We start from the raw sequence: 19908 nt of genomic DNA, 5'->3' as shown, positions 1-19908 counted from the left end.
TCATCGAAATCCGTAATGAAAATTCTCCTCGATAAAGTACGTAGGCGGCAGACCCAATACTTCAGCCAACTCGACAGCAAATTGATAAGCTGTTTTTAGGTGCTTACCACTTAAGTTTGCATAAAATGCCGAAGGGGATTTACCGAGTCTTTTGGCTAATCGTTCTTTCCTAAGTCCCTCACTATCCAAATAAAGATTAATTCGATCTAGAATGACTTTCTGATTGAATGTCATATCCATCACCCCCTTAGCACCAGGAACTATATGCAAATCCCCCACATATGTGCTGCGTATAGCACTTTTTACATAATGTCCGTATGTTAAACGGGGAAAAAGGAAAAGACGCCCCCATTAATCGTATGACTGCGCTTGCAGTAATACAGGAGACGTCTTCCTTATAATTTATCTATCAAATTTAGCCGAGAGGACTCCCACTTCTACAAAGTGGTGAGGTGAATCGGATCTTCCTGAATTCGCAAAAAAGATCTTTGCTAAAATGTTCAAGCCTCCGAAAGAGCCGAGATTCTTAAGAATCTTACAATAGGCTCATACGTACTCTCAAAGGCATAGCCAATGGGATAGTGGGGTTGGACGGTAACCAATCCGTCAACGTGTCAACTCCACTGGTGTTAAGCATCCTGAAATAAGTCAGGTTGATACACCCGAAACCCCCACTTCTTCCGAAGCGTCAGTGTAGGTAAGTGGCGGGAGTGTTCATCCCATGCTCCCGACAATATTCCGCCCTGCATCAAGCTGAGCTTGATAAGCTGCGCGGTAGTCGGCAATGACCGCCGTGCTGTATCCGTTCGTCGCAAGCTGTGCAGTTACATCGGTCATAATAGCTTCAAATTTTGCAGTGCAATTGTCTACTTCCTGCAATAACTTTGATTTCAGCAATTCGTTGTCCGCCCCGCTATTCTCTAAAAGAATACCGAAGAGCGTTGTTTCGCAGCTATTGCGCAGCGCCCCCAGCCTAGCTTCCGCATCGGCCGTAATTTGCTCATACGTCAGCTTTACCGTACCGGCAGCACCGCCGCCAGCTCCGGTACCTCCACCCGCGCCTGCACCCGCTCCAGCCTCGGTGCCGGTACCTTCACTGCCCTCCGAACCTTCCTCCGGTTCTAGGGAAGCCTCCTCTTCACCGGCTCCCTGCTCCGCCCGGAAAGCAGCCGATTCGCCGCTAACCGTCTTCGTCGCCGGATCCCAGCCGATATCGGTGCCTGCCGACTCCGCCAAGAACCGCAGCGGCACATAGATCGAGCCGTTGTAGTTGAAGAGGATTTGTCCGGCAGGCAAAACCTTCTCTTTCCCGTCGAACACAAGCTTCGCCTTCACCGACTTCATGCTAATCGTAACGCTTGCCTGCGGCTTCTGCGTGCCTGCCGCCGCGCTCTGCAAATGCTTCTTCAGCGAAGCAAGCTCCTTCTCCGTCGGCTCTGAGATCGTCGCCTTCTCGCCGTCCCATGCGACCATTTTCTGAAGGGCATAGGAGATATAGCGAATCGGGACGTAGGTGCGTCCCTGATAAATGAAAGAATACTGCTTATCCGGCAGCTTTAGCTCCTGTCCATCAAAGACGAGGCTGATCGGCTGGGTTTTTGTCTGGATAGCGGCGGTGACCGCTGCCGATCCAGCGGCCGAAGCGCTCAGAGGAGCTATACTGAGCAATAAACTAATAAGGAGCATAATCACGGTTAGACATCTGTTTTTCATCGTTAAGTCCTTTTCTCTAATTATTATTTCAAAGAATTGTGGACGCCTATGACTCTATCGTTAGGAATTATGGCATATCAAATCTTTATAATCAACCTGTCTGAAGAGTTGTTACGATGGTTTATTAATAAGAGTTCTTTATGCTCTCAATTAGTCTAAAAACATGTGAGCCTGTTCGTTGCGGCCATCGATTAACATCGTTCTCAAACAAGATCTTTGTTCACCGAGGATCTAGAGGTCACTTCATACCCTCCTGCTCTTTTTATCGTTAAAGATACCATTTTTAATGTTGGGCACCCCACCAAAACGACCATTTAGATATCCTTTTATGAGCGAGAGTCTGTCATCGGTTTCAAAATCATACAATGAAATGATCTCAGATGAATGTTTACTGTTTTTTTGTACCAACCAAATTTCATCATCCCTCAGTAAATCCATCAAATTAGTATCATGAGATGTGAAAATAAGCTGGCTCTTGTTATCAGAAGGAAAATCATTCAGAAATTGTTTTAGTATATTAATGCTTAACATGGTATGCAAACTTCTATCCATTTCATCAATAAGATACACTCTATTATTACTATAAAGATCAAAAATCATGGGTAATATATCGAATAAACGTTGCGTACCATCTGACTCCTCAGACATTTCAAAATTTTTAAATTTTCCATTATCCATTTGATGCTTAGTCATGAGTTTAATTACCTTAATGTCACTGCCTTCACGCTTTAAAAGATGTTTTTTGTTACTAATTTCAAATACAGCGATGGTATCCTCTTCTATGTCGCTGATAACATCATATATTTTATCTTTTAATTCATTAGGAAGATCCGCAAAAGTTGTATTTGTATCAAAATCTTGTTCAACATAGACAATTTTATTTATACCTGTACCAAGTTGATGCATCGCATTTGACAAAAATTGAAGAAATTGCTTGTCTCTGAGTGAACGTATTTCATGTATATCAAATTTTGTATCCGGATAAATAATAACGATTTCTTGAAACCAATCATACACTGTTTCAAACAATTTGATATTACTTTCAGCAAGTTTGGGGAGAAGTAATTGTTTCTTTTGTTTGACACCTATTGTTTCAGAAACTAGTTCCGCTTTTTTCCTATCTTTAATATCATTGTTTCCAACGCTGTCTGAAATGATCGCAGTAGTCAATCCATCTTTATCTGTCGACCTGGTAAAGAGTATCTCCTCGTCGGATCCGTCTATTCTATATAACCATTCATCAATAATTCTGTCCCAGTTCATTGAAAATCCATAGTCATAAGTTGTGTTGTTTTTAATGAAAAGAAATTGAAACTTTGAAGGTTCATCCTTCTGGGCACCATTCAGTTTAAATGGCTTATAAAATAATCTTTTTGAGTGTTCTTGCACAACTAAACTTCTCGCAAAATCAATACTTTTAATTAAATTAGACTTTCCTGAAGCATTTGCCCCATAAAGAGCTGCACAACGTAACACACTTAGTCCGTCAACTTCACTTTTGTGGTCATTATATTTCGTGTCATCACTTGCCACCATACTAAATGTCACTTCTTCATTGTACGATAAAAAATTTGCAACTTTAAACTGGATTAGCACAATTCTCACCCCATTCCTACATTATCAACAATATACACTAAAGCAGAATTGATTATACCCTACTCCTATCATAGTACTTCAATGTCCTTTCTATTTTACACCGTCTGTTCTGGTAAGCGCAATTTATGAAGCTGCTCGCCGTAAATATCGATCAATAAGGCAACAGAAAAGGAGCAGTAGCGAAGCTCGAACGACTTCTCTACTGCCCCTATTTGTGCATTATCCTTGTATCACTCGGAATTATATAGTCACCTAGCTCCTCTAAAGCTACGTAAGTAATTTCGAAATAATAGGCCGGGTACCTTCTCATGATCTTTCTTTTCAATCTCGATAAATATAAGCTGATATCATCGATATCCTCGTTCACGACTAAGATCAGAAGATCATCTGTACCGGATTGATCTATGTGTATGGAATGAATAATAGCATCTTCGAGAAAAGCTTTTGCAACCTCGGAAGATATCATAGCCGTTTCACCACCCTGTAAATGAGTATGTGAGTTAATTTGTTGGGCCTATTATCCACCCTTCTTAGTTGAATCCCCCCGTTTTAGTTCAGCAATTAGCTGTTCCAGCAGCTGTTTTTGTTCTTGCTGATTTTTTTCCAAAGCATCGATGCGAGATAAAATTTTGGAGAAGATAATATCGGAAATATCCTGCTTCATTATCTTTTTTCTATTTTCAATGATTTCCCACATGATATAAATAGCGTATATGATGGCCGAGATTAAGATAAAACGATAACCTTGCTTACTATGCAGAAAAAGAATAGCATAGCCGAGGTAAGGAACTTTGGCATACACCTTCCCCATAATATCCTCGTCAAACACAGTAAACGGATCCTCGCTGGCGTTATGATCCCCCTTGATGCGGAACAGCAGGCTTTCGCCGTTGGAATCTACCTGGATAACACGATGGACGATCGAAGACGGATAATTATACTTGTCCCGGATCAATTCCGGTACGTCAATGACAATAATATCTCCTATTCCAATACTGGAGGCAGGGACACTTTTCACCACAACCAAATCTCCGATATGAAAGGCCGGCTCCATGCTTCGGCTCGGAATCCCGATGAAAGGCGGAGTGGTGTATTGGAAGTAGAATACGAGCAGAATCAAACAGAAGAATAGGCCAAGGGCTACTCCTTTTCTCAGATGTTTTCGCGGTATCCTCATCTATTCCAGCTTCCCTTTCGATTTCTTCCTTACCTGATTATAAACGCACATCACAGAAAAACTCGAGTTGATCTAATTGGTCTTGAGCGCCGCTAGGCGCACCGCCGGGTACGGTGATGCTTGCCAAAATATACATTTTCGTTTTCCCTGCCCTTGTAGGCTGAAGAATTGCGCTAGCATACATTTCACTTAAACGCGCTTGAGCCGTAGCGCCCGGGTCTCTTGCTACCGTGGTCCCATTGTAATAATGAGTCCCATCAAGATCCTCATACCATACGGCTACATCAATAAAGGCATTCGGGTTGTTTAGAGCCCCTCTGATCTTCTCCGGGTAAACCAACATCACGTTTACCTTCACCTGATCGCTGATTCTGGCGGATCCAAGTTCAATCTCAAAGAGCCCGACACCCTGAATTTTTTGCGAATTTCCCACTTGGAGCGTCAAGTTATCTGAAGCGCCTGTTATTAAAGCCGCTTGTCCGCTGGGAAGCGAGCTTTCAGGGGTGATATTGATATTCAGATTTAGAACCTGAAAGGCAAAGCTGACGGATGTAAATATAAAAAGGGCGGCAAATGCAATGAGAAAGATTACTCTTACTCGTTTCATTCAGCCGCCCCCTTTTGTTTAATGAAATATTCGATTATCTAAGCTCCGCGAAGAAAGACGGTGCGAGAACTACACCAGAGGTTTTCATATTGTAATAGCTTCCACTATCTACGCTGACTGCGTATTTTTCTCCATTTGTTAGATCGAAGGAAATATAACCATTAATTAAGCTCAAATAAGAGGTACCACCGGCAACTGGCGTCCAAGCGGTTGGAGCTGCAGCGATATTTGCTTTATACACGGTCACTTTCATATTAAGATAAGAATAAGCTTTGCTTAATTGATCCGGGTTATTGAGATATAAAGTTAAACGCTTATTCACCCCCGCTGAAACCATGTTCACAATATATAAGTCGCCGGCGGTAATCGAACCCGTAGAATTTACTACCGGGCTCCATGTTGGCGCTTCACCATTATATTTTCCAGCAGCTTGGCCTGTCCCGCTGGGAAGCGTGACGGAAGCAGAGTTTGCGCTCGCTGTAATACCCAATGTGGTGGTGCCTGACTCCGTTGCAAAACTCACGGCCGTCGAGATAACCGCTATCAACAGACCCAAAATCAAAAAAAATCTTCTTTTCTTCATTCTCTCGCCCCTTCTCTTATTAACCCAATCTATTTCCGAACGAATAGAATAGACATTCCCTCACGCAAAATTCCTTTTACAATATATGCTGGAAAGTTAATTTGATGACGAAATGATTAATCAAAAAATCCCCAACCGCCAGGGTCAAGGAAGCTTCTCCGTAACTGCGTTAGATTGTTTTTCTGCTCCCGAGAGGACGTCGCGACTTTGACCAAAGCTTCACCCAAACCCGAGATTCATCATCACGAAAGAAGCGAATGCCTATTAATTTAAGAGGGGACCATATTTCTTTGAAATAATAATTGGGCATATGATTAATAACCTCCCGATCGATATTTGTTTCTTAATTATATACGGTAAATGGAGCAGACTCTGTCATATTGTGCAACAGGTTGTAAGGGGATTTTTATAATAATAACTCTTAATTTGACGAAAATGGGTATGTATAGGTTATTGCATACTTCCTTCTTTGGGGGTTGCCCATCCCGCTACATAGCTCCTTTCGCAATAAATGCCAATATTAGGAAATTAGGAACGCGAAAAACCATCTTTCTATAGAAAGATGGCCGGTTGCACTATTGGCTCCACCGGATTCAAGTGCCCACATACGTATCCGGGTTCAACGCCTCCACATATTCGGTTGATACTTAAGCCCTATTATAATACGGACCTCGAAATCTGTATACGAGGGTTTTTTGTCGAATTTCGTCAGCTCCACCTCACAATGGACATCCTTGCCTTCCATCGAACACTTTCATCTTGAATGTATTGGTCATTACGATATTCCACAGCCATTTCACCACGACTCACTTTCAAGATGATATAGGCAAACTCGCACGTCAAATGTATGTAATCAAAAACTAAGTATTAATCATAAGAGCGAAGTATCGCGGCGAGAAGACATTCGTGGAATTATAGATTAACTGAACCCGTTATTTCACTGCTACATTCGTTTCTTTTTTAGGTTCCGTGCAAATTTAATTTGATCTTTCTTCGCCTCGTCGTTCAGAAGTCCTATCGACTTATAAGCAAGCTCCCGAAGTTCGCTTTCGTTTAAACCTTCGATTACGCGCTCAAGTGTTTCCATTGTATCTTTTTGATCGAACTTTAAACCATTTTCCTGCATGAACCGATCTAGAACCATTCGATTGATTGGGTTCTCGTATTGCAACCCAAAATTATCTACAGCGTAAGAAAAATCCCCATCATTATTGCTATAAAGCTTGGCATCATTCAAAATTGCAGTTGCGGCAATGATGGCATCTGGCGAAGGCAACTTCTTGCCGTCTTTTTCAAACCATTGTGCACGTATATCGCCAGTTTTTCGAGCAATTTCGGCATCAGCAGTTCAATATCATAGTCGAAACGAAGTTCGTTGATAAGCTCGACTGCTGGCTTATAGTCCCAAGAAGCGTAAATATAAATATTTGTATCGCAGATGACACGCTGTTTATTTGACATCTAGCTCCTCCATCTGCGATTGATTATTACTAATGGGGTAGAGATCTTCCTCTTTTTCTGGCGGCTTTACTTTAGCAAGTGCTTCCCTTGTGCGGCGAACGGATTCTATCTGCTTGTGATACTTCGGATCGTTAAACTGTGCGCGTAAAATCAATTTTTTCGAGCCGCCGGGCGTGTGAACCTCTTCGAAATCAACCTTACCTTTGTTGATCCATTTATATACGCCTTGCTGGCTTATGCCGAAAAGTTCTGCAACTTCTTCAACGGGGATGTATTTGGCTTCGATTTCTGATTTTAAATCCTCGGGTTGCATTTTAATTACCTTAACAACGCTAGCAACGGGGAAATTCGATTGTTGATGGATGAGACGCAAAATGACTCGTTTTGCATCTTCGAGCAATTTACGTTCTTCTTCTGCTAGTTGTGGCGCTAATGCATACTCTTCAAATTCAAGCACAAAATCCTGTTCATTTAGTTTTGGCATGATATTCACCTCCCTTATAGTATACCATATCATTCACCAATTATACTATTTATATTCATTATCCCAGTTAAACATTTTAAACCTTTTTTTCAAAATACGCAACATAAATTTTACTTTTTTATGTTCCACGAAGATTCTGTTTACCAAAAGTTATATGATCCAAAAAGAAAAGTATCGAAAAAGTGAAAATCACACAAAACGATTCCCCCTTAACAGACGTCGATAAAATTTCGTCAGCCTAACCAGTTGAAAATGGTGGTTGAGTTTTCATTGGATTTGAATGAATCGCCGGGAATTAAGGAAGGCAAATCGATGATGGGATCATCGATTTGCCCCGCTGCCGCCGCTTCTTCCTTAATACTCACCACCGTGCCTTTGGCGGCAAAGGGGAAGAGCTCGCGTACATGTTGATTCGTTAAACGGATACACCCCATGGATTGATTGGCTCCGATCGACGGCTCGTCATACGTTCCGTGGATGGCTATATTCCCCATGCCAAGTCCAGCCGCTCCGTATGCGTTCGCCCTTTCCGCTTTCGGTTCCCATACCCGCTCATCGATCGTGAAGGTTCCCTCAGGTGTACGGTTATCCTTCCCAAGCCCTGCCTCCATCGTCTGGATAACTAGATTTCCGCTTAAGAGCTGCAGCTTGTAATTCTGCTTGGAGACCACTATTGCCAGGGGTTCGAATGGAATGCGGCCTGCCTCGCCCGAACGGTTAGGAAAGAACATCTTCTCCACGTCCGCGGTATCATTGTTGTATACCCAGCCTCCTGTTCCATTATAGCTGCCATGTACGCGATTGGTTCCTGTGCCCGCTTCGTTCGGGATAAAACTGAGATAATTGTCCGGGTAATCCCCCGTAAGCTGATCAAGGCTGTTCGGCGGCCTGCCGTTATCCGCCATATAGGTTTGCAAAGCTGTCCGAACGAGATTCGTTCCTATGGAAAGGAGAGGGGATGAGCCTGGCTGCTGCGCTTGTTGATAATCCGGATGAAGAAAGCGGATCCGCACGTTCGGGTCGACGGAAGCGTTGTACTCCGCAAGGACAGCGGCACTCTCTTTCAGCTTGTCGTTTGCAAGCGGAATCGCCTGGCCCGATTTCTCCGGATTCGTTGTGAAAATCCCATAGAGTTGAATGTTTTGCGATGGCATCGTCCTGCTCATATCCAAGGCTCTGCGATGAAGCAGCCTCTCTATCTTGTCGTTAGGCTCATCCCGCTGAATATAGACGATGAACGGAACATCAATGCTTTCGTATAAAACGTCCAGCCCGACTTTCGGAGGCATGAGGGATGACACGATCGTTTTGACCGGCTTCATCCCCGGCCCGATCATGAAGAGCACCAAGATCGCCAGCAGGAGGGCTATCAACAGCCGCTTATTCCATTTTGAAGCTGAAGAAGGAACGGATCCGGGGGCTGCATGTCCCGCTGTGAGCGGCTGATCCCGCTGCGGCTGCCTATCCCGTTCGATTCGGCGAATAGCTTCTTTGGCCTTCACGGAGTAAGGAGAATATAAATCGCGGGACGCTTCCTTGTAATGGGCCAGCGCCCCGGAAAGCGAACCATTGCTTTCGTGCTTTTGCCCCAGTCTAAAGTGGGCTTCCGCCGAATGAGCATCCTGGTAGCGCAGCACCTTCTCGTAATACAGAGGATCACTAGGGTTAATATAGAGGTTTTTATGCAGCTTTATTAAGTTGTTTTTATTGTGGTTTCCAAACCGAGGTTGCTTGTCCAAATAAGACTCCCCCTTCCATATCCCTACAAGATATGAATGAGAGAGTCTTAATATGATAAATATTAGGCATTGGGATTCCGTAGTCTTCTACAGTTAACCCATGCTCCCGACAATATTCCGCCCTGCATCAAGCTGAGCTTGATAAGTCCTTTCCTATGTCGAATAAAAAATGACTCTCACAGGTCTCAAAATACTCTTTTTCTACCAATAGAATCATATACAATTCCAGCTTCTTTTGCAGAACTCAACTCATAACAATTTCTGCCATCAATAACGAGCGGATATTTCATCAGCTCTGAGTATTTATGAATATCAAATTTTTTTATCTCAGACCATTCTGTAAAAATAAAACATACATCTGCATTTGTAATAGCTTCCTCAATAGACTCACAATATATGATGTCGCTGGGAAGCCTCTTCTTAAAGTTCTCCATCCCTGCGGGATCCCAAACTCTAACATTCGCTCCATCATCCAATAGCAAAGGAATATTTTCAATGGAAGGAGCGTCTCTCAAATCGTCAGTTTCCGGCTTGAATGTAAGCCCCAATACTGCAACATTTAAACCATTAAAATGATCAAAGTATTTTCTAGCTTTCTTCACCAGTTTAATTTTTTGGTTCTCATTAACCTCAATTGCCGCTTTGATTGTCTTCAACTCGTAATCATTAAAACTAGCCAGCCAATGCAAGGCCTTAGTATCCTTGGGGAAACATGAACCACCGTATCCAATACCGGCATTCAAGAAACGATCACCAATTCTCGGGTCCATTCCCATTCCTTTAGCTACATCTTCAATATCGGCACCGACAATTTCACACAAATTAGCAATTTCATTAATGTATGATATTTTCAATGCAAGGAAATCATTCGATGCATATTTTATCATTTCAGCGCTTTTACGATCTGTCATTACATAAGGAATATCAAACCGATCATACATTTCCCTCATAACATTTCCTGCGCGCTCCGTTTCCACACCGATTACAATTCTCTTAGCATAGAGAGTATCCTTAACTGCCGTACCCTGGGATAAAAATTCAGGATTTGAAACAACGTCAACCACTACATGATTCTTTATATTCTCTTTAATCATTTGTGCAATCTTATCATTTGTCCCTACAGGTACAGTCGACTTAATTACTACAAGACAATCCCGTTCCACTGTATGGGCTATTTGCCTCGCAACCTCATAAATATACTTTAGATTTGCGGATCCATCCTTCTTTTCAGGTGTTCCTACACCAACAATTATAACTTCTGCCCGCTTATATGCAGCCATATAGTCAGTAGTATAAGAGATTTTCTCCTTATTTCTAATCATAAGCTCTTCCAACCCAGGCTCATATATTGGACAGATGCCTCTTCTCATTAATTCAATTTTTTCTTCATCGATATCAACACAAGTCACGAAATGGCCCTTCTCGGCCAAAGTGACTGCAGTTACGAGTCCTACATAACCTGTTCCTGCGACAGAAACTCTCATATTATGTCATCCTCCACTTTGCTTATTTTGCAGACAATGCAGCGCTCAATTGCGATAAAGCATTTGATTTCGCTATGGCTTTGGCAGAATTATACGTAGATTGCCACTCGTTTAGTTCCGCTGAATCTAACCCAGCAGTTTCGTATTCTAGTTTAGCGTTCGCTAATGTGAAAGAAAATTGGTTGTCGCATTGTGCTTCCGATGCCGCAATTTTAGGCAAATACGTATTTTGTAATAAGTCTATGGAAATCTCCTCGCCGTTCGCTTGTTTTCCTTTAACATCACTAACTAATTGAGAAGCCAATGCATTGCTCTTCGCAACACAACTAGATTGGAGAGCACTTAATTGAGAGTTATAGTCTGCTTGAATACCTTCCTTAACGGCTTGCTGTTCTTCACTAATTGGTTTCGTTGCAGTCTCGGTTTCACTTTCAATCTCAGGCTCAATTGGAACAGGTTTAACTGTAGTCTGTTCAGATTCAACTTCAGGCTTATTCGTTTCCGGTTGCTTGGCATTCGCTTGTTCAATTATTCGTGCGCGTTCTGCCTCATCCTTAACGCCTACAGCCTCAATAGGATAGTTTGGATCTAGAATAAGCAAACCTTTGCCGTATTGAGTCGTAATGGACCGTAGTGCCTCAATCTCCTCTGCTGATAGTTTCTCCAAGAGAAGATCTCGAATTCTCTGTTTCTCTTCTGTAGGCAAATCATCTGAAGCGCTGCCCTGCAGCCAATAAATTTCTTTAAAGCTAAGACCCGAGTTAAGAAGTATAGCTGCGACATCAAGAGCATCCTGTGTTTCAATTGGTTTATTCGCAAATTCATTCGCCTTTCCTACTGCACCGTCCAAAGCTTTAGGAACCTCAGTCTCATCAGAGTCTTCCGCATCTACAATCGCATTCGCCGATTGCCTCTCCTTGATATCTTCCAAGGAAATGGACTTCACTTGATAAAATAAATATCCAATCCCGCATATTCCTAGGATAAATAGACCCAGCACAGTACCAAGTGTCCATTTCAGCCATGGCCTCATTCTTTTTACTCTTGTAAGCATATGATCAAATCCTTTTTTAGAAGTGGGATGTTGAATTCTCCAATTAACTCCAGCCAAAATAACAAAAAGGAGGCTTAGCGTTGCACCAAGCGTCCATTTCATTCAAAATCCTATTTTATTACGTACTACTTACTAAACAATATTGTTCAATATCTACCCAATCGTTATAGATTTCAATCACATCCAGCTCCATTAACTCTTCACCGGATTGTACCTCAATCAATTCCAGATCCGTTATTGCTTTAAGAGCATGCATCGTTTTCACTGGAATTTCCAATACATCGCCTGCTTTAACATAACGATGTTGATGATTTAATACAAACTCACCTTCGCCGCGAATAATCGTCCATACTTCTCTCCGAATATTATGCAGTTGATAGCTAAGATTTCGACCTGCCGTTATTCCTATACGACGAGTAAGCACTTCCTCTTTCTGATCAAACCGAGTATAGTCCAATACCCGATACCAACCCCAATGACGTTCCTCGTACATCGGTCTTTGGTCAAAATGAAGCATTTCCTTTAGTCTTGGACTTGCGTCTTTATCCGATACCAGAATTCCATCTGGACTTACGGCCACTACAACATTAGAGACTCCCAGTATTGTAACCGGGATATCAAGCTCGTTAATCAAATGGGCATTCTCACTATCTTTGCTAATAGCACCAAGCCCCAGCTGGCTTGTGCCCATCTCTTCCGTGAGCGTATTCCAAGTGCCAAGATCTTTCCAGTAACCATCATAAGGAAGAACCACAATATTTTCGGTCTTCTCAACAACCTGGTAATCGAAGCTTATCTTGGTCAATTGCCCATATTGTTTGAGCAATGTTGGATAATCAAATGGAAGTTTAAGAGATTTAATTAGGTCAATTAAGTAGCCAAGTTTAAAAGCAAATACACCGCAGTTCCATAATGCTCGATCTTGCAGAAGTTTAGCCGCTGCCTCTTCCGATGGCTTCTCCTGAAAATGACTGACTAATCGATACCCTTTATCCGGTTCAGAACTGTACGGAACAATATATCCATATTTTGATGAAGGAAAGGTGGGCTCTACTCCTATTAACGCTAGATTGGCCCCGGAATGTTGCACAATATCTTCTAGCTGTGACACTTTTTCAAAAAAAGTGTCTTCCACATAGGGGTCTACCGGAAGAACGCCCACCACTTCATCTAAATCAACATTCTGCTCACTATAAAAGTAGGAAGCTGCTAAAGCAATAGCCGGAAACGTATCCCTGCGTTCTGGTTCAACGACGATGGATACATCTTGACCAATCTGATTACGAATCATATCCACTTGCGTCTTACTCGTCGCAATAACAGATTGATTGGATAAACCGACATGCTCCAGCTGCCTCCATACCCGCTGCACCATGGATTCCAGATCGCCTTGTGGATTCTGAAGCACTTTAAGAAATTGCTTCGACCTCGCTTGATTAGACAATGGCCATAACCTTTGTCCCGATCCCCCTGATAGTAGTACGAGCTTCATAGTGAACACATCCTAATTATAGTTTTGAATGCTCAACAGCGTCGATAATTTGCGCTGCCATATAATCGATCATTTCATCGTTTAATCCAGGATACACACCGACAAGGAACGTATCATACATAATTTTATCTGTATTAGCCATTGGGTAATGGCATTCCTCGAATACTTACTGCCATCCTTCACCGTTAGAATAAATCCAAACCAGCTTGGCGTTGAATTGGAAGTATCCTCGGGAAGAATTAAAATATCAGTCATTTCGCTATCCAATAAGGTCCAGATTATAGCCTGTGTTCTGCTTCATGCATTGAAACGTGATAACGCCCTTATTCAGTTTTTCGACTACGGCATAATACGTTTGATTAACATTGAGCACATTCCCTAATGTATACATTTAATTATTCTCCTCTACATCGTTATACTAGTAAACTCAACAACACGCTGATTTATGTATTCCTTGATTTCCCGCCTAAATCTTTCGTTTGAAAAGCGCATTGCATTTTCTCTGCATGCTCGTGTAGAAATTCGAGTTCTTTCCCGGTTAAAACGGTTTACCGCATCCACTAAGGATTCGAGAGTCTGTTCCTTAAAAAATACCCCTGTAGGTTGTTCCGATTCCAAGCCAATGATCGTTTCTAACGCTCCACCTTTACCAAATGCAATAACAGGCGTACCGCAAGCTTGCGCCTCTACCGGTGTAATACCAAAATCCTCCTCGGCCGCAAACACAAATGCCTGAGCCCGCTGCATATGGTCCTTTAAAACTTCAAAGGATTGATATCCTAACAAGGAAACATTAGGTCCGGCGAGCGCTTTGATTTTATCATAATCCGGCCCGTCACCGATAACAACCAGCTTTTTATCCGGCATTTGCTTAAAAGCCTCGACAATTAAATCGATCTTTTTATAGGGTACCATCCTTGAGGCTGTCAAATAAAAATCCTCTTTGACCTCTTTATAGGTAAAGGACTCAACATCAACCGGAGGATAAATCACTTGTGCTTCTCTTCGATAAACCTTCCAGATTCTTCTTCCGATAAATGCTGAGTTGGCCAGAAAAGCATCTACCCCATTTGCTGTACGGTAATCCCATTTTCGAATATTATGCAGGATTCCTCTAGTTATCCAGCCCTTTACGCCCCGATTCAGTCCCGTCTCATTTAAATATTGATGTTGTAAATCCCAAGCATATCGAATGGGAGAGTGCACATAGGAGATGTGAAGCTGACTAGGACCAGTAATTATTCCTTTTGCAACGGCGTGTGAACTTGAGACCACAAGATCATATTGCGATAAATCAAATTGTTCGACAGCAAGTGGCATTAGAGGCAGATAATTACGAAATATCCTTTTTGCAAAGGGCAGTTTTTGTATAAAGGATGTAGTAACCTTCTTATTCAGGATAAACCCTCGCCGGTCTTCAGGCAAATAGTCTACTACGCTAAATAAATCTGCCTCCGGATAAAGGATCATCAGCTGTTCAAGCACTCGTTCCGACCCTGCATAGGTAGTCAACCATTCATGAACTATTGCTATTCTCATGCTTCCAATACCTCTCTTATCACCTTGGCCGTCTCCATAGCACAACGGTCCCACGTGAATTGCTTCGCTTTTTCAAGCCCTTTTGCTCTAAGTTGATCTTGAAGAACAGAATCAGATACTAATCGTTTAATTTGTGCTGCAATATCTTCCGGCTGGTACGGATCGCAATACAGAGCCGCTTCCCCGCATACTTCCGGTAGTGAAGCAGCGCTTGACACTAAAACAGGACATCCGCATGCCATTGCTTCCAGAGGCGGCAACCCAAAGCCTTCATAAAGTGAAGGAAATACTAGCATATCGGCATTAGCAAAATATTGTTCCAATAATTCTTCACTAACATGGCCTGTAAAATGCAGCCTGTCCAGATGATCGTCTGTGCTTTCAAAGACAGCAGCATCCCCTGTAATAAACCCTTCTTTTTTCCCGACAATGAGAAGATCATGGGGAATCTGTCCTTTAATCATATCAAAAGCTTTTATCAGATTTTTGAGGTTCTTATTAGGTTTTACGTTGCCGACGTAAAGTAAATAGGGTTTATTATGCGGGCTATGTTTTTTCTCCACATTCAACCATTTATTATTAACACCATTAGAGATAACATGTATCGGTTGATGTTTTTTCTTTCCAGTTAATCTTATTAGCTCCGATTGCGTAAACTCAGAAATACAAATAATCGATTTCGCTTTAGAACGTAAGAAATGAAACATCCCTTTTGCATATAATCTTTTATGATAACCGCCTGTAAACTGCGGCATAGCCAAATGGAAGACATCATGGACCGTCACTAGTAATTTACCGCGATAGAGGATAGGAATATTATAATGCGGAGACCAAAATAGAGTAGTATCCTTTGGGATTTTGCGAACAAGTTCATATTGCTCTGAGACTGAATATATCTTCGACTTACAATCGATTAAGGTTATATTCTTATTTTGCGCCCAATCATATTGCTTCATTTCCGTGATATTTCCAATAAGGTTATACGAGGTATCAGGGAATAACCTAATAACTAAAGGAACAAGATTTCGAATATAGGTTCCTATTCCCGAATTATGAAGCATTCTCAAGTCGATTGTTATTTGGTGCATGTTAAACTCCTTTAGAATCGATTGGAAAATATGCATCTATCAATAAACTAGTGTTTCTTACCCGTTTCTATGATTCGTTCTGTTCAAAGGTGTAAACAAATATTACGCAAATTATATAGGCTAAATTAATAGGAAAAGCAACGTCTAGCGGAAGGTTAGTCATACCTAAAGCAAAGCTAATTACAAAAAATAACGCTCCGTAATATATTTCCGAACCCTCTTTTGGCGAACCCTTTATTATTTTCAACAATTTCACAATAACTATCAGTTGGACTAATAGGTAAACTATTAAGTAGATAATTCCGAAGTTTAACAGTATGTTTATATAACCTGATTCGCCGTGCATTCCTTGGGGATTAAAACCCATAAGTTCAACATATCCCGCTTGGTAAAAAGTATCTATGATATTTAGATGTGCATTTATACTATCTTGCTTAAGATACCAAAGGTTTTGTAACTGTGGGGAATTCAAATATAAAATATAACACATAATTGCCCCAATACTATATAAAATAACGATTAAAAATAATAATCGCGCGCTAGATTTCCTCGGTTTAACTATGTTTATCAGGAAAGTACCGAGAAACAAACTCGCAAAAACTCCCGCAATTCCTGTTAGAGACTGGGTTAGCATGAGTGCAACCAATAAGAACGAAACAACAAAGATTTTTTCAATTTTCGCACCCTTCTTAAGAACAACAAATGGGATTAGAAAAGCAAGTATAAAAGAAAAACTATTGGGATCATCCCAAACTGATCCGAAACGGACGGACCACGAATTGGAGTAAGCAAGTGCAGGTAATCTGTCGTTAATTATAAACAAAGCAATTTGAACGATTTCATATAATATCGAAACCCATAAGAATAGAGAGAAGGACCTGCTAACTTTTACAGCATCTAAATTACCGTTTGAAAATAAAAGAATCGGAAGCAATGCAATAAAAAATATTCCTGTCTCAATTAAGTATGAACTCTTTGCCATAGTGCCGCTAGTGACTGGAATAATGAACAAATAAAGATATACAAAGAAAAAAAACATTTTTTCTTTGTTATATTGAGGTTTTAAACGGTTTGCAAAGGCTTTTAAACTTGTGAAATATATCCCCCACAAAAACAGTACATATTTTAAGACCTGAAGGATAAACGGTGTATCTTTGTAAGTTGGGCTTGTCAACGAACTATTTATTTGAAATGGATATCTATAACTAAAGTAATAAAATGACAAGAATAGCAAAAATCCAACAAATGATGTCTCAATATTACTTCGACTTTTTACAAACCCGATTATGATTCGCTTTACTCTATTGTTTGATCCAAGTTCTTCATATTGTGTTTGAGAGGAAATCATATTAACTCCTTCAAATTTAGTTATTAAATCTTCTATTATAGAGAAATTTCCTTATAGTAATCAAGATGCTGAGAAGCAACTTTACTCCAGCTTATTTCATATTCGAACTTTTCTTTTGAATCATTTTTTTTTATAAACTCGAAAACATTTCTCATCATTTCGATATCATTACATTGAACATAATAAACATTATTCTCTTTATCATAACCTCTCAAAGCTTTATGGGTTGTTAATATTAATGTCCCCTGTGCTCTTGCGGCTAAAAATGAGCCATTCCTTTCAGAAACACCATTAACAAAAGGCAAGGCAATAACGTCAACAATAGAAAGCAGGTTTGAAACATCATATTTTGAAAGATGGCCTGTTATATATATTTCTCCATTGTTTTTTCTATAATTTTCGACTAAGTTTAATATTTTGTTATGATATAAATTATTTGCGTCAAGATCACATATTAATATTATTACATCCGTCTTAGGATTGGAGAAAGTAAATATATACTCTATTCCTTTATTTTCAGTAACAAATCCAAAATAACCAATTATTCTCTTATCGTTTTTATCGAATTTATTTCTTAAACTCACTTTTTCCTCATCACTTAACACAGATTTAGGAATATTTGACGAAATAGGAATGTGTATATAATTTTTATTTTTCAAAAAACGCCTATAAACATGGCTTATCATTGAAAGATAATTAGATTCAACAAATATAATATTGTTTTCTGAAATCAGATTAGGTATATAACGAAAATTCCCTTTCCAACTTAGTGGTTCATGCCATGTTTGTACAGTCGTAACTTTTAATATTTTCATTACTAAAGGAATCAAGTTAGGAAATATGCTCTTTTTATATCCCATTGTAGGATATTGTACATGGACTATATCTGGATTATAGTAACGAATGAATTTAATAATTTCAATAAAATTTCTTATATCCCATCTCTTAATGATTGGATGAACACGAAATCGATCATCACGATAATCATTCATATCAACATTTGAACTTGTTAATACAGCAAGTTCTATATTATTTCTATCTGACAATTCTTTCGCTAATAAGAATGTATAATCCCCGACGCCACACTTCATTTGTGGAAAAGAACCACTGATAAGTAATATTTTCATTATCTGCTTCACCTTTTCAAGTAAGGATCAGGCTATAAATCTAACCTTCTCATCAAATTGACTAATGCTCTAATAATATTCCGGTTAACCTTTATCTTATCAGTTAAATAAATCTCCAATCTCATTTTATAATGCTTTTTATATAAGACGGCATCCGCTGCGGCTAAGATTCGAACCACATCTTCATCCGATAAAAATCCAGTTACAAAGACCTTTTCCACCCATGGCTCACTAGTCATACGCTCCAATAACATTTTGTGATATGGATCTTTCGTATCCATATCACAAATTAAAACAAGATGATCCTGATCAGGATATCACTCATTATTTATTTCGCTTTCTAAAAAATAAATATTTTTAGGAGTTGACTACTAATCTATAAATATCAGCAAGATCATCAACGACTTTATGCCAATAATATCTAGAAGCAATAACCCTTGCATCTTGAGATCTATCCTCTTTTTCTGCATTGATTATTGCATTAGCAATGCTGTCAATACTATTTGGATTAGCGTAAAATGGTAAATCATTAAAATATTCTCTAACTGGAGGACAATCCCCAACAACCAGATTACACCCAAAACTTGCTGCTTCCAAATTTGACAAGCCAGGCGTTTCAAATAGACTAGGCATGGCATGTACCTTTGCTGCAGCATAAGCTGAATTAAGTAAAGATTTATCTGTAATGAGAGGAATGTGTTTTATTTTACTTTTGTTCCCATCAACTAACTTTCTAAACTTGTCGGTATAGATATTGTTCTCATCTCTAATATCTCCTACAATAACCAATTGGCTATCACTACCTGATTGAAGGTATGCTTCTACAAGTTTTAGGGTATTTTTTCTTCTATCTATCATAGAAACACACAATATATACTCACGATTGATACCATACTGATTTACAAAATGATCTCTATTTACAGATTCTATATCTTCATCATCCACTCCATTATAAATAACTTTAAATGAATTAATCTTATGTTTTAACCCAAACACTTCAATTAACTGGTGTTGTTCTATCATGCTGTTTGGTAATAAAAAGTCAGCTGATTCCATAGCATATTTCATTAAATTATGAGATGAATGATGTTTCGTTTTAAATAGTTTCAGATAGACCGAAATCATCTTAGCTTTTAACTGTGTTGTGTAATAAACTGGTGATAATACAACTTTTATATTCTTAGATTTAGCAAAGTTAATCATTTGAAAAGTATTATAATCCGAACCAACCAAATGTAATATATCATAATCAACGCTCTTGCTGTAGTGGTCCATGAAAGAAATATCGATACCTTTATTCAAAGCATAATCAACATATTTCTGTGCTTGAACCTCAGCACCACCGTAACCAATTGACCACGGATATCTTGTTAATACTTTTACTTTCACATTATCACCTTCCTTATTACAAAATTC

The 19908-nt window shown here is 39.9% G+C and carries 20 protein-coding genes and 1 riboswitch; all 20 genes read right to left on the bottom strand.

Annotated elements, in window-relative coordinates:
- The gene (locus tag L1N85_RS15265) at positions 1–234 is read right to left on the bottom strand and encodes a helix-turn-helix domain-containing protein (protein ID WP_235239943.1); all 234 of its coding nucleotides are present in this window, start codon (positions 232–234) and stop codon (positions 1–3) included.
- Between the two features lie 480 nt (positions 235–714).
- A complete protein-coding gene (locus tag L1N85_RS15260) occupies positions 715–1713 on the bottom strand; it encodes a copper amine oxidase N-terminal domain-containing protein (protein ID WP_235239942.1) in 999 nt (332 codons plus the stop codon).
- Between the two features lie 243 nt (positions 1714–1956).
- Complete coding sequence (locus tag L1N85_RS15255; protein WP_235239941.1) at positions 1957–3249, bottom strand: AAA family ATPase; 1293 nt, start codon at positions 3247–3249, stop codon at positions 1957–1959.
- Positions 3250–3826: 577 nt separating this feature from the next.
- Positions 3827–4486, bottom strand: a complete 660-nt coding sequence (locus L1N85_RS15250) for a signal peptidase I (protein ID WP_235239940.1) — start codon at positions 4484–4486, stop codon at positions 3827–3829.
- Positions 4487–4523: 37 nt separating this feature from the next.
- Positions 4524–5093, bottom strand: coding sequence for a hypothetical protein (locus L1N85_RS15245; protein ID WP_235239939.1), 570 nt, complete (start codon positions 5091–5093; stop codon positions 4524–4526).
- A gap of 34 nt (positions 5094–5127) precedes the next feature.
- Positions 5128–5676: a hypothetical protein gene (locus tag L1N85_RS15240; RefSeq protein ID WP_235239938.1), complete on the bottom strand. Its 549-nt coding sequence runs from the start codon at positions 5674–5676 to the stop codon at positions 5128–5130.
- A gap of 555 nt (positions 5677–6231) precedes the next feature.
- Positions 6232–6315: riboswitch (cyclic di-GMP riboswitch) on the bottom strand.
- Between the two features lie 304 nt (positions 6316–6619).
- The gene (locus L1N85_RS15235; RefSeq protein ID WP_235239937.1) at positions 6620–6952 is read right to left on the bottom strand and encodes a PIN domain-containing protein; all 333 of its coding nucleotides are present in this window, start codon (positions 6950–6952) and stop codon (positions 6620–6622) included.
- On the bottom strand, positions 6910–7137 hold the full coding sequence (locus L1N85_RS15230) for a hypothetical protein (RefSeq protein ID WP_235239936.1): 228 nt from the start codon (positions 7135–7137) through the stop codon (positions 6910–6912). The genes L1N85_RS15235 and L1N85_RS15230 overlap by 43 nt, the downstream gene beginning before the upstream one ends.
- Positions 7127–7621 carry a helix-turn-helix domain-containing protein gene (locus L1N85_RS15225; RefSeq protein ID WP_235239935.1) on the bottom strand — a complete coding sequence of 165 codons (495 nt, stop codon included), beginning with the start codon at positions 7619–7621 and terminating at the stop codon, positions 7127–7129. Before L1N85_RS15225 ends, L1N85_RS15230 begins: the two co-directional genes overlap by 11 nt.
- A gap of 233 nt (positions 7622–7854) precedes the next feature.
- Positions 7855–9360 (bottom strand): L,D-transpeptidase, encoded by a 1506-nt coding sequence (locus L1N85_RS15220; RefSeq protein ID WP_235239934.1) that lies wholly within the window; start codon positions 9358–9360, stop codon positions 7855–7857.
- A gap of 185 nt (positions 9361–9545) precedes the next feature.
- Positions 9546–10844 carry a UDP-glucose dehydrogenase family protein gene (locus L1N85_RS15215; RefSeq protein WP_235239933.1) on the bottom strand — a complete coding sequence of 433 codons (1299 nt, stop codon included), beginning with the start codon at positions 10842–10844 and terminating at the stop codon, positions 9546–9548.
- Positions 10845–10866: 22 nt separating this feature from the next.
- On the bottom strand, positions 10867–12000 hold the full coding sequence (locus L1N85_RS15210; RefSeq protein ID WP_235239932.1) for a hypothetical protein: 1134 nt from the start codon (positions 11998–12000) through the stop codon (positions 10867–10869).
- A gap of 16 nt (positions 12001–12016) precedes the next feature.
- Positions 12017–13390 carry a sugar phosphate nucleotidyltransferase gene (locus L1N85_RS15205; protein ID WP_235239931.1) on the bottom strand — a complete coding sequence of 458 codons (1374 nt, stop codon included), beginning with the start codon at positions 13388–13390 and terminating at the stop codon, positions 12017–12019.
- Between the two features lie 16 nt (positions 13391–13406).
- On the bottom strand, positions 13407–13532 hold the full coding sequence (locus L1N85_RS27225) for a hypothetical protein (RefSeq protein ID WP_268818310.1): 126 nt from the start codon (positions 13530–13532) through the stop codon (positions 13407–13409).
- Between the two features lie 117 nt (positions 13533–13649).
- Positions 13650–13781, bottom strand: a complete 132-nt coding sequence (locus L1N85_RS27220) for a hypothetical protein (RefSeq protein WP_268818309.1) — start codon at positions 13779–13781, stop codon at positions 13650–13652.
- Positions 13782–13795: 14 nt separating this feature from the next.
- On the bottom strand, positions 13796–14929 hold the full coding sequence (locus L1N85_RS15200; protein WP_235239930.1) for a glycosyltransferase family 4 protein: 1134 nt from the start codon (positions 14927–14929) through the stop codon (positions 13796–13798).
- Positions 14926–16017: a glycosyltransferase family 4 protein gene (locus tag L1N85_RS15195; protein ID WP_235239929.1), complete on the bottom strand. Its 1092-nt coding sequence runs from the start codon at positions 16015–16017 to the stop codon at positions 14926–14928. Before L1N85_RS15195 ends, L1N85_RS15200 begins: the two co-directional genes overlap by 4 nt.
- Before the next feature lie 67 nt (positions 16018–16084).
- Positions 16085–17365, bottom strand: a complete 1281-nt coding sequence (locus tag L1N85_RS15190) for a hypothetical protein (RefSeq protein ID WP_235239928.1) — start codon at positions 17363–17365, stop codon at positions 16085–16087.
- Positions 17366–17400: 35 nt separating this feature from the next.
- Positions 17401–18492 carry a glycosyltransferase gene (locus L1N85_RS15185; protein WP_235239927.1) on the bottom strand — a complete coding sequence of 364 codons (1092 nt, stop codon included), beginning with the start codon at positions 18490–18492 and terminating at the stop codon, positions 17401–17403.
- 357 nt (positions 18493–18849) lie between these two features.
- Positions 18850–19881 carry a glycosyltransferase gene (locus tag L1N85_RS27640; protein ID WP_235239926.1) on the bottom strand — a complete coding sequence of 344 codons (1032 nt, stop codon included), beginning with the start codon at positions 19879–19881 and terminating at the stop codon, positions 18850–18852.
- Positions 19882–19908: the final 27 nt, after the last annotated feature.

The sequence above is a fragment of the Paenibacillus alkaliterrae genome (genome assembly GCF_021532375.1).
GTDB classification, from domain to species: Bacteria; Bacillota; Bacilli; order Paenibacillales; family Paenibacillaceae; genus Pristimantibacillus; species Pristimantibacillus alkaliterrae.
The sequence above is the reverse complement of the archived record's forward strand: the minus strand, read 5'-3'. Positions and strand labels throughout refer to the sequence as shown.

Coding starts and splice junctions, on each gene's coding strand:
- L1N85_RS15265 (WP_235239943.1), bottom strand. CDS start 234: ATGACATTCAATCAGAAAGTCATTCTAGATCGAATTAATCTTTATTTG.
- L1N85_RS15260 (WP_235239942.1), bottom strand. CDS start 1,713: ATGAAAAACAGATGTCTAACCGTGATTATGCTCCTTATTAGTTTATTG.
- L1N85_RS15255 (WP_235239941.1), bottom strand. CDS start 3,249: ATGGTGGCAAGTGATGACACGAAATATAATGACCACAAAAGTGAAGTT.
- L1N85_RS15250 (WP_235239940.1), bottom strand. CDS start 4,486: ATGAGGATACCGCGAAAACATCTGAGAAAAGGAGTAGCCCTTGGCCTA.
- L1N85_RS15245 (WP_235239939.1), bottom strand. CDS start 5,093: ATGAAACGAGTAAGAGTAATCTTTCTCATTGCATTTGCCGCCCTTTTT.
- L1N85_RS15240 (WP_235239938.1), bottom strand. CDS start 5,676: ATGAAGAAAAGAAGATTTTTTTTGATTTTGGGTCTGTTGATAGCGGTT.
- L1N85_RS15230 (WP_235239936.1), bottom strand. CDS start 7,137: ATGTCAAATAAACAGCGTGTCATCTGCGATACAAATATTTATATTTAC.
- L1N85_RS15225 (WP_235239935.1), bottom strand. CDS start 7,621: ATGCCAAAACTAAATGAACAGGATTTTGTGCTTGAATTTGAAGAGTAT.
- L1N85_RS15215 (WP_235239933.1), bottom strand. CDS start 10,844: ATGAGAGTTTCTGTCGCAGGAACAGGTTATGTAGGACTCGTAACTGCA.
- L1N85_RS15210 (WP_235239932.1), bottom strand. CDS start 12,000: ATGAAATGGACGCTTGGTGCAACGCTAAGCCTCCTTTTTGTTATTTTG.
- L1N85_RS15205 (WP_235239931.1), bottom strand. CDS start 13,390: ATGAAGCTCGTACTACTATCAGGGGGATCGGGACAAAGGTTATGGCCA.
- L1N85_RS27225 (WP_268818310.1), bottom strand. CDS start 13,532: ATGGCTAATACAGATAAAATTATGTATGATACGTTCCTTGTCGGTGTG.
- L1N85_RS27220 (WP_268818309.1), bottom strand. CDS start 13,781: ATGTATACATTAGGGAATGTGCTCAATGTTAATCAAACGTATTATGCC.
- L1N85_RS15200 (WP_235239930.1), bottom strand. CDS start 14,929: ATGAGAATAGCAATAGTTCATGAATGGTTGACTACCTATGCAGGGTCG.
- L1N85_RS15195 (WP_235239929.1), bottom strand. CDS start 16,017: ATGCACCAAATAACAATCGACTTGAGAATGCTTCATAATTCGGGAATA.
- L1N85_RS15190 (WP_235239928.1), bottom strand. CDS start 17,365: ATGATTTCCTCTCAAACACAATATGAAGAACTTGGATCAAACAATAGA.
- L1N85_RS15185 (WP_235239927.1), bottom strand. CDS start 18,492: ATGAAAATATTACTTATCAGTGGTTCTTTTCCACAAATGAAGTGTGGC.